This is a genomic window from Natrinema hispanicum, from assembly GCF_900111485.1.
Lineage (GTDB): Archaea > Halobacteriota > Halobacteria > Halobacteriales > Natrialbaceae > Natrinema > Natrinema hispanicum_A.
The window spans coordinates 1-11,143 of sequence record NZ_FOIC01000045.1 but is presented as its reverse complement, the minus strand read 5'-3'; the positions used below and the strand labels follow the sequence as shown (position 1 = coordinate 11,143).

The 11,143-nt window shown below is 53.4% G+C and carries 11 protein-coding genes and 2 pseudogenes; 7 read left to right on the top strand and 6 right to left on the bottom strand.

The window, feature by feature from the left end:
* Nucleotides 1–1,183 precede the first annotated feature (1,183 nt).
* Nucleotides 1,184–1,879 (bottom strand): methyl-accepting chemotaxis protein, encoded by a 696-nt coding sequence (locus BSG09_RS18565; protein WP_254799208.1) that lies wholly within the window; start codon nt 1,877–1,879, stop codon nt 1,184–1,186.
* On the bottom strand, nt 1,767–2,084 hold the full coding sequence (locus BSG09_RS21445) for a hypothetical protein (protein ID WP_254799207.1): 318 nt from the start codon (nt 2,082–2,084) through the stop codon (nt 1,767–1,769). Before BSG09_RS21445 ends, BSG09_RS18565 begins: the two co-directional genes overlap by 113 nt.
* A 509-nt stretch (nt 2,085–2,593) precedes the next feature.
* On the opposite strand from BSG09_RS21445, the gene BSG09_RS18560 reads away from it, so the two are divergent.
* Nucleotides 2,594–3,148 carry a hypothetical protein gene (locus BSG09_RS18560; RefSeq protein WP_092935802.1) on the top strand — a complete coding sequence of 185 codons (555 nt, stop codon included), beginning with the start codon at nt 2,594–2,596 and terminating at the stop codon, nt 3,146–3,148.
* Nucleotides 3,149–3,202: 54 nt separating this feature from the next.
* On the opposite strand, the gene BSG09_RS18555 is transcribed toward BSG09_RS18560, so the two are convergent.
* A complete protein-coding gene (locus tag BSG09_RS18555) occupies nt 3,203–4,174 on the bottom strand; it encodes a transcription initiation factor IIB (protein ID WP_092935800.1) in 972 nt (323 codons plus the stop codon).
* 368 nt (nt 4,175–4,542) lie between these two features.
* On the opposite strand from BSG09_RS18555, the pseudogene BSG09_RS18550 reads away from it, so the two are divergent.
* From BSG09_RS18550 to BSG09_RS18540, 3 genes and pseudogenes are all read left to right on the top strand, one after another.
* A pseudogene (locus BSG09_RS18550) lies at nt 4,543–4,824 on the top strand (hypothetical protein); the annotation flags it as partial.
* Nucleotides 4,825–5,250: 426 nt separating this feature from the next.
* Nucleotides 5,251–5,547, top strand: coding sequence for a toxin-antitoxin system TumE family protein (locus BSG09_RS18545; RefSeq protein WP_092935798.1), 297 nt, complete (start codon nt 5,251–5,253; stop codon nt 5,545–5,547).
* An 18-nt stretch (nt 5,548–5,565) separates the two neighbouring features.
* Nucleotides 5,566–5,958 (top strand): HVO_A0114 family putative DNA-binding protein, encoded by a 393-nt coding sequence (locus BSG09_RS18540; protein WP_092935796.1) that lies wholly within the window; start codon nt 5,566–5,568, stop codon nt 5,956–5,958.
* Nucleotides 5,959–6,146: 188 nt separating this feature from the next.
* Here BSG09_RS18540 and BSG09_RS21900 read toward each other — a convergent pair whose 3' ends face one another.
* Together BSG09_RS21900 and BSG09_RS18535 are read right to left on the bottom strand one after the other, a co-directional pair.
* Complete coding sequence (locus BSG09_RS21900; protein WP_449406708.1) at nt 6,147–6,524, bottom strand: DUF7351 domain-containing protein; 378 nt, start codon at nt 6,522–6,524, stop codon at nt 6,147–6,149.
* Nucleotides 6,427–7,035, bottom strand: a complete 609-nt coding sequence (locus BSG09_RS18535; protein WP_217650165.1) for a DUF7351 domain-containing protein — start codon at nt 7,033–7,035, stop codon at nt 6,427–6,429. The genes BSG09_RS21900 and BSG09_RS18535 overlap by 98 nt, the downstream gene beginning before the upstream one ends.
* A 451-nt stretch (nt 7,036–7,486) precedes the next feature.
* Between BSG09_RS18535 and BSG09_RS18530 the strand changes: the two genes are divergently transcribed.
* From BSG09_RS18530 to BSG09_RS18520, 3 genes are all read left to right on the top strand, one after another.
* Nucleotides 7,487–8,296, top strand: coding sequence for a DUF7847 domain-containing protein (locus BSG09_RS18530; RefSeq protein WP_092935794.1), 810 nt, complete (start codon nt 7,487–7,489; stop codon nt 8,294–8,296).
* A gap of 90 nt (nt 8,297–8,386) precedes the next feature.
* On the top strand, nt 8,387–8,839 hold the full coding sequence (locus tag BSG09_RS18525) for an ArsR/SmtB family transcription factor (protein ID WP_092935792.1): 453 nt from the start codon (nt 8,387–8,389) through the stop codon (nt 8,837–8,839).
* A 221-nt stretch (nt 8,840–9,060) separates the two neighbouring features.
* Nucleotides 9,061–9,741: a hypothetical protein gene (locus BSG09_RS18520; RefSeq protein WP_092935810.1), complete on the top strand. Its 681-nt coding sequence runs from the start codon at nt 9,061–9,063 to the stop codon at nt 9,739–9,741.
* 336 nt (nt 9,742–10,077) lie between these two features.
* Here the strand turns inward: BSG09_RS18520 and BSG09_RS18515 are convergent.
* A pseudogene (locus BSG09_RS18515) lies at nt 10,078–10,432 on the bottom strand (ISH3 family transposase); the annotation flags it as partial.
* Between the last annotated feature and the right edge of the window lie 711 nt (nt 10,433–11,143).

Genomic DNA, 11,143 nt, shown 5'->3' with positions numbered 1-11,143 from the left:
GCCAAAAAGTGATTTTAAACTCCCTCAACGCAGATTAACTGTTTCACTCTTCTGACACGGCAATTCACCCAACTCTCGCCGTCTACCGAAGAGGCACTGAACTAGACAATGGTTCTCGAGACATTTCATATCGAGACTGAGTAGCTATACACTCTCGAGTTCACAGAAAGGCCGGCCAAAGGCCAGCATGAGGTTCTCGAAGGCCGGATGGCACTCGAAACCAGAGATCGGAGGACGAAACCAGTTGTGGATCTTGTGGAACGTACCGATCTCGGCCGGCGTGGACAAGTGTTCCCTGACTTGTGATCGAGGAAGGGTCAACGATACAGGGGTGTAGGTTGACCCATCTTGTCCGCGCCAACCCGTCATATGCCCCATAGAAGTATTAATTGCTCTGTTGAATAGCGGTGCTTGGATGGGAGGGCAGACTGTGAATCGGCTTGTGAGCGGTTGAGACTCACAGGCTCACAATCAGTGTCACTTCACCCCAACTCAGCGGTTACTATTCAACACAGCAGTATTAATTTGTTCCCTAACTGTGAGGACGTCATAGAATGGCTACACAGTTGTTGTAGAATTCGGTAACGATCCAGAACTCACGGTCAAAGAACAGTCAGAGCTCGTTGAGTAACACACTCTGACCAGAAATCACTTCTCGAGACAGGGTGCCGCCGGAGTTACCGAGTGCCACTCCCCACCCCTCCACGTTGTACTGTTTGTCCCAGACAACTCGTGCGGAGACGAGTATTCGACACGGTCCGTGTGTCTGAGATGTGCCTCTGACTGAGCGTGAGGACGTTGCCCCCTGACTCTCCCCACGCCCAAGTCACCGTTTTGATTGAATTCATATCAGACTTTCTTAATTCTCATAATATTACCCAGTGATTCATGGCGTTCTATTTGACAGGATCTCACCATGTCGATCTCACGCGATCTTCTCCTGTGAAAGAGCGATCGTGCAGATCATAACTGACCGGTCATGATCACACCCGTTGTGAGTGGGATCATAGCTATCACTGCAGAATGAGCGTTAGAGGGACAAACACTGTCTCTGAAAGGGAGGATCTTCTCCTACACCTGCAGCTAGCGATAGCGGCGACGTCGTCGAACGAAGACGACGACCAAATCCGTTCGTTTGCACGTCAGAGAGATTCTCCCTCTCGGGATGGATTCAGCCGTTCTCTCACACCCCCGCCATGTTGGTTCGGGACACAACGGGTGTGACGCCACCAGTGACCTGTCCATCCGAGTCGAGCAACTCGAGATGGTGATAGCGGGCCTCGAGCAGTCCCTCAGCAGTCTCGATGTCCATCGCGATGATCTCCGTCGGCGTCTGTTTCGCAGAAACACGACGCTCGGTGACATCGATATCCGAACTTCCGAGCGCGACCATCTCGTCCCACACGCGTTTGAGTGTTTGTGCGTGGGGACGCTTTCCGAGGATTGCAGTGAGTGCATCCCGGACATCGTCTCGAGTCCAGAAAATTCCGCTCCCGTTCGTGCGCTTGGTTGCGAACTCGTTCCAGCGCTTCATCACAAGGAGTGCCCGGAATCGGTTCTTCCGCGGCGTCCCCTGGTCGACAAGGTGTTTTTTGACGCGGTGCTGGCGGCAGTTCGCAAGGAAGTCCAATGGACTGCTCGAGGGATCGATGCCACCAGGCAGTTCCTCTGGATCTTCGCGGTCGAACGCAGTTTCACCGGTCTCAGCGATCGACTTGGCCTGCTCAGCGTTTGCGTTCGCAGTCTTTGCGATTTCCTTTGCTTGGTCAGCTGTCTCGTCGGTATCGGCAACCGACTCGGTGACCTCGTGGAGTTGACTGGCGATTTTCCTTTCGGTTGCGATCGGCGCGGTTTTGTTCCTGCTGGAGTTCGTCGACACGCTCCTCGAGGCGGTCGATCGTCTGTGACTGCTCTTGGATGATGGCCCACATCTCTGCGCGACTCGGGAGTTCATCATCACCGTCGTGGGCCGTCAGGTCTGTGCTGGTGTGCGTATCGACGCTGTCGAAGCCAAGAGCGGCGGCAACGTCATGATCAGTGGGCGTTTCTGCGTCAACTGCGTCCGGATCTTTTCCAATTGTCATGGAGGGTTGTTGTAGTCGTGTACTGCTGGTTGTCGGTCGAGGCGCGATGCTGCTGGGGAGAGAGACAACTCTCGAAGGAGACGAGACGCCGTGCTGGACAGAGCCACAGCTCCTCGAGAGGCAAACTTTTATATCGATCCGGGTTGCAGGATTGAGTAGCCAACTCAGGGGGCGAATTGACGCCCCCGTTCCTGCAACCCAAACCGATGAGCGGCGGGTATATTCTCCTATCTTCTTGCCTCACTGATAGTCATGGATATCACTTAAAACTAGGAGTCCTCACTAGCGGCTCTTCCTCAGTATCGAACTACGGTAATCGCAAGCAGACTCACGCATCATCCCTGATAAAACCCGTGCCAGACCGTCGTCAACATGCATCGAGTGCCCATGACTATGACTGTCTCTGAGAACGATGGACGAGTGCCACTGAGACTGTCCGAGGCGTCTGGGTCCGTCTCCGGGGCGATACTGCTATGTGGCCCGCGTAGTCAGTCTATCGTATACAGAAGATGTCGACAGCTGAACAGGGAGTGGGTCGTGAGGCTAGATATACGCTGCTCACCGTATTCCTCGTCGGACTCCGACGCCGGAATCTAGGCGCAGTTGTCAATGCTGTCGTTGCGGCGATCGGCACATACCTTCCCACGTTCGTCACGCGTGCGTATGGTGTTAAACTCAAGCCGTGGCAGCGAGCCTATGTGAACACTGCAATGGTTACTCATGCTGTCGGCATGCTCGGTCCCTATGACGACGTCTGGTGGTGGGATCACCTTACACACGCACATTCCTCGTCGATTCTTGCCGGGATCGTCTATGTAGCCAGCCGCCGGAAGGATCGTGATCCTGGCCGACGGGTCGTTGCCGCTGTCATCAGTTTCGGGCTTGTCTGGGAAACCATCGAGTATGCTATTCACGCAACGGCGAAACGCTTTGATCTCGAGCCGATACTCGTCACGTACGGCCGAAAAGACACGTTCTTCGACATTGTCTTTGATCTGGTCGGCGCAGTACTCGTGCTTGTGTTCGGTGACCGTGTTCTCGGCGAGTTCGCGGCCAACGAGTAGCCGGTCTGGCAGCAGTCAGTCGTTTCGTAGCAGTGGTGTATTTCTTCCTCAGCCTCAGTGTAAGTTGAGACCCATCGCTTTGATCTGTTCTTGATACCGATTTCGGATGGTCACCTCAGTCACCTGTGCAACCTCAGCGACTTCTTTTTGAGTTTTCTTCTCGTTACAGAGGAGTGATGCCGCATAAATGGCTGCTGCCGCAAATCCCGTTGGCGACTTCCCTGAAAGCAGACCCTGTTCAGCAGACTCATCGATAATTTCGATCGCCTTCATCTTCACTTCTTCACTTACCTCGAGGTCAGAACAAAACCGTGGGACGTACTCTTTGGGGTCGGCTGGTTTCATTTCGAGGGAGAGTTCCTTGGCAATATAGCGATATGTACGCCCGATTTCTTTCTTCCCAACGCGAGAGACCTCAGTCACTTCTTCGAGACTCCGCGGAATCCCCTCTTGGCGACAGCCAGCGTAGAGACAACTCGTGGCGACGCCCTCGATAGACCGCCCACGAATCAAGTCATTGCTGAGCGCTTGTCGGTAGATCACCGATGAGACCTCTCGAACAGAACGGGGGACACCGAGTGACGACGCCATGCGATCAATTTCCGAAAGCGCAAACTGGAGGTTTCGTTCACCTGCATCCTTGGTTCGAATCCGTTCTTGCCACTTGCGCAGTCGATGCAACTGATTCCGCTTCTTTGAGGAGATCGATCTTCCGTGTGCGTCCTTGTTTTTCCAGTCGATCTGGGTGGTCAACCCTTTGTCATGCATCGTCTGGGTTGTGGGTGCACCAACCCGGCTTTTGTTCTGCCGTTCGGCGTGATTGAACGCGCGCCATTCTGGACCGTGGTCGATATTTTGCTCTTCGATAACGAGGCCGCACTCCTCACAAATGATTTCGTTACTATCGTTGCTAGCAACGAGAGCGCCTGAATCGCATTCAGGACACGTCTGCTCTTCACTCTCATGTTCGTCGGCTTCCGTTACCGACATCTGGTCGCGTTCGCGCTGCTGCGTTGGCCGCACCATGAATGGACATTCTGACTACTCGTATGGCACTCCAATAATGATTTTGACCCATACTCAGACTCATTCAACTAACCATCCGTCTCAACGTCATCTAGAAATCGTCTCTGTAGGCATCAGTCAACTCACCCTGACATCAAGAGGTGGAACCGAACGAGGAGTCGTAAGATCGGTAGGCGACCCGAAGAAACCCTATTTTTCGAGTGAGAGAGTCACAGTTACTGGATCAACTGATCGACGACGCTCAAAAAGACATCAACAACGACCGATACTCCAAGAGAGGCCCGCTACCGCTACACAGCCGAGGGCTGAGGTTTAGCTAAAGACAGATGAAAACAGGACTGCTTTACTGATCCACCTCAAATACCTATAATCTCCGATTCAAGAAACTCGAAGAGTTGGACGTTGACCTCGTCGAACGGAAAGACGGAATCCAAATCCGACTAACCGAATTCGAGCTGGATATGCACTGGCGAGAGGCCCTCTCGGAGTACGCTAGTCTGCACGAAACACACTGTACGGAATTCGCTCAGGCAGTCCTCAAACGTGCTGAACGGGATTATCTACTCGATCAGCCAGGGCCAACGAAACAAGAGTTTATCACGTATCTGGAGGAAGGACTCGTCGAGCGAGACTTCAGGGAAATGTTCTGATCAGTCGCGAAGCTCTGCGACCGACTGACCGACCTCACGGACGTGTTCACTTCGCTCGAGGTCAAGTTCCTCGGCGAGGTAGTCAACTGTCTCTTTGAGGCACATACTGGAAGGAAGTCTGCCGAGCGGTATAAACCTAGTGCTGGAGCAGTTATTTTGTGCCGTCTCAAAGTGGTCTAGAGTTTCGCGTTGTGGGTGAGTAGACGGTCAGTAGTGCCTACCTCTAACGTTCTCTCAACTACGTGCACTCGGTGCACGCCATTCTAACGCAGTATCACTGTCTGTAGTAGGTGTCGCCGCGACTCTCAGCGGCAAACTCGAGACGGCTTTGCAACGCGACCAAATGATCGTGGTCGCATATTCCTCAGGCTATGTTAGGGAGAACCCTAACGCTTATCGTGTTAGGACTCATACTAACAAACAGGGATGAGTGATGACGTCACAGTTGTTCGTGACGAGATTGAAGCCTATTCGGATGGTACTGTCGCCCGTGTCCGCGTACTTTCGGTGCCCGAGTCCGAGAAGTTTCCAGACGGCATCAAGTACGCCTTCCACTACGGCGTCGCCGGCGCTGATGATCCAATCATCCGATTCGATAACCACCACGGAATTCACGAACTGCATCTTGACTCGGAGGTCTACGAGACCGACTATCCGGGACTACAGACGCTGTATCGTGCTTGGCGTTCGGCGCTTCCGTTCGCCAAACGAACCGACTGGTAATACACCGATCCCACACCCATGACCCAAACACTTCACGTCCGTATCAACTCGTCGTCCGACCGTAGCGATCTCGAAGACACGCTTGCTGCTCTCGATGCTGGCGAGAGTGTCGACCCCAAGCCGTCGACGCTCTCCGTGGAGGACCTCGAGACGTTCGGTCGAATCTTTCGGCCGACGAATCTCGAACTCCTCGAGGCGATCGCTGATCATGAGCCAGACAGTATTCGTGAACTCGCGCGAATTGTCGGCCGTCATCCGCCAGAAGTCACTGAGAACGTGACCGAGCTTGCCGACTACGGACTCGTCGAACTCGAGCAAAACGGTCGCGCAAAGCGTCCGGTTGTGTGGTACGATGAGATCGATATCGACCTTCCCATCGGCCAGCACTCTCCCGATGTTGCACCAGCGTGATATCTTCCTCAGTTTTCGCTAATCACCGCAACCCACACTCACTGGCGTCTCTGGCAGCATCGTCGGATGCACCGATACATCCGGAACAGCAGCGTGCTTTCTGGCGCGGCTCGACATATCCGCGTAGCCGTCTCCACGATGGGAGACCAGAGTGAGGATGTTAGACAAACAGTCGACTTCGAGCGCTATCAACGTCGGTGATCGAGGACACTGCAGGTCTCGTCAAGATCGAAGACCACTTGGTTGTCTCTGAGTTCGACGACGATTCGAGCAGCCGGTGAGTCTCTTTCGGAAAGAGACACGTCACTCACTCGCGCCAGATCGTGTGGCCCGAGTTGAGCGTCCCGTGGTCCGAGCCCACAGTTGGCGTATAGCGTCTCGACGGCAGGGTGACCGAGAATCGTGTGTGCGATCGGGATCGGATACGACAACCAGCAGATGTCACATGCTGCAGTCGCGTACGGTACATCATCGAGGAGGTACGTGTCCGGGACGGAGTCGCGAGGAAACGACAAATTGGCAGTTCCCCAGCAGTGTGGACAGACACCCTCCCGAAGCAGTCGCACGTCGCAAGCGTGTTTCCGTAGCGAGCAGTCGATGACTTCGTCTATCAGTCCGGCTCCGGACCGCCCGTGGAGGCGTGGGATACGCGACCGCAGCACCATGCTCAGGACAGCCGACGTACAGCTGGTGGTTCCGGTAGGTCGCGACGAGCGCTTGATCACAGTGCAGGCACTCACAGTTTATTTCTCGTTGGTCGATGTCGCTCTCCTCGTCGCCAGCTCTAGCTTCGCCATATGTGCCCGCCCGAATCGCGGCCACGATTTCGAGAGCCGCCACTCGTGGCAGATACCGCCCATCGACTTTGCGGACGAACTCGTCTTGGAGTTCGGTGAGGTGATAACTGAAGCGGCTCGTGTCGTTCACACCGACCTGCGTGCGCAACTCTGAGAAGGTGGGCCACTCAGACGACCATGCCTCGTCGTATCGGTCCGCGAGCGCGAAGAGGATGCGAACGCAGGTCTCGTCAGTCAACACCGCGTAAGCCGCTTCCCGTGTACTGTCCTCGTCCGTCATACTCTGGATACCTGATTTCTGCCCCGTACGTATTCCGGCCAGACCTGTCATCCTCTCAACTTAATTCCATTGAGATAACACTTACAACCGATCCAGTACAGTCACCATTCGTCTTTAGCTAAGACTGATAGTAATATTCAAAGTTTAGACTATAACTAAAGGTATTGGGGAGAACAATTCCAGCCGGTGAGACGCTGTTAATCGTGAAACCAGGCGATAAGAAACGCTAAGATTGGTGTCTTCGGCGTTTTGTCGAGGTGTCCGAGCGAAATTCGACCACAGATCACGGCTAAATAAAAGTACTGTGAGTATTAGCTAAAGACGGATGGAACCAATGACTTAAATCAAAGTGGTTTCCACTAAAGTAGCGGATCCAGACAGTTCAAACGGTTAAATCTGATTTTGATACTACGTTCGACCTAATACGCGATGGGAGTAAATCGTGGATACGATGGTACTAGTCTCTGCATTCAAAGATGGATTCGCTGCCCTTCGAACGAATCCGATCCTGCTCGTCGCCGGCCTCCTCGTCGGGGCCGGAAGCCAACTACAGTACGTTGAGCACCTGAACGAATCACCGTTGCTTTCCGTAGGTGCACCGCTCGCGTGGTTGATTGTCTTCCCGTTCGTTCTCGGTGGCTTCATCGAAACCGCCCGAGCTGCGATCGAAGGAACAAACACGTCAGCCACACAATTTGTTACTGCAGCGAGGACACATTACTTCCGACTTCTACTCGGAACTGTGTTGTTCGTGCTTATTGTCCTCGGAACTGCCATCGGACTCGGACTCATCGGATTCGTTCTCGGTATCGGATTAATACCACTCGCTGCGATACACGAGATGGCCGCCTTCGCTGCAGGCGTCGGTTCTCTGCTCGTCTGGCTGTTGTCCGTCCTCGTCGTCATTATGTTCGTACAGTTTTATGATGCCGCAATTGTCATTGAAGACCAGAGCGTTACTGATTCCTTCCGGAGAAGTATCGCTCTCGTTCGCTCGAACCTCAAAAGCGTCACCGGATTCTCGCTTGTGTGGGTCATCCTGTTGAACGCCTTCTCTATCCCCGAGTACCTGCTCCAGTTGACATTGACGGAAACCGGGCCTGCTGACGTATTACCGATCGATCTCGGTGTTCCAATAGCTGTCCTACTCCCGATCGGAATTGTCCTGTCGGCAGTTGGCTTCGCGTACATCTATACAGTGTACACAGCGTACTACCTACGATTGATCGCTGATTCACCTATCTCCACGGTATCAGAATAACCATTTATCAGTAACTACATACGATGATTTCGAACGGCCACAGATCAGAATAGATCTCAACGACTCACCCCACAACACTCAACAGCAACTATGTCACGACTCCTTCCGACACAAACAGACGCCGCCGTTGAACGAAGTGATAATCCCGCCGTCCTGAGTCTCGACGACGACGCGATGCGAAACGTGATCGAAGCGTTGTCTTCCGAGACCGCCTACGAAATCTTCCAGTTGCTTAATGAGACGCCAGCGACGCCAGCACGGATCGCGGAACAACTCGACCAGAGCGTGCAAAACGTACATTATCACCTGACAAACCTCGAATCGGCCGGAGTGATCAAAGTCACCGATACCTGCTATTCCGAAAAAGGCCGTGAGATGAGCGTGTTCGTTGTCTCTGAAGACCCAACGCTGCTCTTCCTCGGCACCGAGGATGACCGGCCGAGTCTCAAACGCGCGTTCAAGTCTTTCGCCTCGCTACTCGGCCCCCCATCGATTTTGCTTGCAGTCGGCGAATCTATCTCTCAATTCGTCACTGGCGAATGAGCAAACACACCGATTCAGCGATCCAAAGCACTTCTACCGTCAACGGCATAATCACGTGAGACATGCCACCGGCAATCAAATCTCGAAACGATATGGATGAGTGTGGCTGTCTCGAATGTCGAAACATTAAGACGAAGACCACTAATCGGACCGTCCTCGACGCGCTCGTCTGGTCCGTTCGCTTGTTTCGATCTTATCCGTCGATCGTTGCCTTCGCAAGCGTGATCATCCTCGTCAACCGACTTCTCGAGACGGACAGCATCAACGTGCTCCCGCTACCCGTAATCGGCGTGCTTGAGACTCTAACGGCGTTCGCGTTCGTCTTCTTGATTCGAGCCTACGTGGGAACGATTGTCGCCGGAGAACTGACTGGCAACCCTGTCACGATACGTGAGGGGCTGCATCGATGTATTGCTCGGATTCCAGCGTTAGTTGGCGTTATCCTTCTACTCATATTTTTTATCATGACGATCCCATTCCTCTTATCTCTTCCACTACTCGTTCTTGTCGGTGTTATCCTAAGCAATCCAGTAGAGATGGTCGGCTTTCCCGTCGCAGCGGCGACCGTTGGGATCGTCTTTGCCGTGCCGTTTCTTCTCCTTTTGTTCAAGCTCTGGTTCGCACCGGAAGCCTGCGTTATCGGCCAGTACGGGCCTATCGAATCACTACGGGTTAGCTGGCGCCTCACGACGAACTACCGACGAAAATTCTTGCTCATCGTCGTAATCACCATTGGTAGTGCACTCAGCATTTATATACCAACAGTTCTCCCTGAGCTAGGTACGGGATTGGCTCTGGTGCCTCCTGTTTTGGATGCGATCTCATCGAGTGTCGGTGAACTGCTCTCTATCGTGTGGGCAGGCGCATACGCGCACATCTACGTCCAGGGGATCGTTTCGTGAACCGGGACTCGTGCCGGAAATTCAAAATTGGACAGGCCGTCCTCGAAGCCTACGCCCTCAAATATTAGCCAGTGGAAATGTGTAATTATAGTAACTATATTGTGACGAGGGAGTTGCCGTTTGACACACCTCCACTCGGCAGACAGCCCACACTCCCTCTTATCGAAGTGTCGGAGACCGATACGAGAAGTCAACCTAGGTGAGGAAGACTCTCTTTTATCGTTCGGCAGGAGTTCAAGCTAACAGAACCGGGCTCCTCGAGTGGCTACGTCTCACGGACGGGAGATACTATTGAATAGTCATCATTCGTGTTCGCTCGTTAACCGAACACGGATGGTGGTAGGGGTTATCGGCGAAGTCAATGGAGATGATCCTCGACCGATCAGGTTCGAAATCGTCATCGCTACCTGCCTGAGAAGGCGGTTAGCAACCCGCTCAAGCCACTCTCGGTTGAGCGTATGTTGTACCAGGCCATGACAGTATCGTCACAGACAGCGTTGTCGTTGTCCTTGCACGTCTCCTAGATGGACGTCTGATTGACTGCTGCAAGAATGACAACAGCCCAGATATCGCCGGGATCGAGGGGCGAGCCCTCGATCCCTGGCAAAGGGAGTTGGCAGATGACGTCTTCCGCTAAATCTTTCACGTCCGAGTCCGAAAGAACACCGTCTGGCTGAGGGATATTGAACACGTTCTCTCAACTAGATATTTTCCTCATGAAATCAACGCTTTAGCTCCAGCTCTCACACCAGTCGGGAAGTACCGATGTTACCGTTGACTGGCAGTTCACAGCGGAGGATGCTCGAACGAAGCTTTACCCTCTATCCGACTATTGAGGAGGCTGAGAACTAGTTACTCGACGTTTGGGACGGTACTTAGCGGTGGGGTGAGGAATGCAGTGTTACCGACCGCTCAAGAGCAAGATTTCAAGCGGTTCTATAATTTCGAGTGAACGGAGAACCCCCTGGAGAGGAGTGGGTGATGTCTCAGCCAGGGAGAGAGGAGGCGGTGACTGGTGAACCGCCCTGAAAGGGCAATTCGGACGCCTCCCGTTGAATGTGGATATTGTGGTTACAAAAACACCGCGATGGCCATCCGGCACTTCGATATGGGGGAGGTGGACCGTCTGATTGGGTGGTTAGTGGTGTGTCAAGCGGCGACCTCCCCAGTATAAACTGGGGGATTGTACTCAGAAAAATCTAGCGTGGTATTTTCTCCATTCGATAAACCTGTTTTGTTGGCTTTGACTGAGGGAGACTCTATGAGAATCCCGCTGAAATACCTGGAGCGTGAAGTAAGTGTAGCCTCCATGCGTCTTTAGCTAAGCCTCACCCCTCGGTTGTGTAGCGGTTGCGAGCGTCTCCTGTAGTATCGGTCGTTGGTCGTGGATTTTCTGTGCATC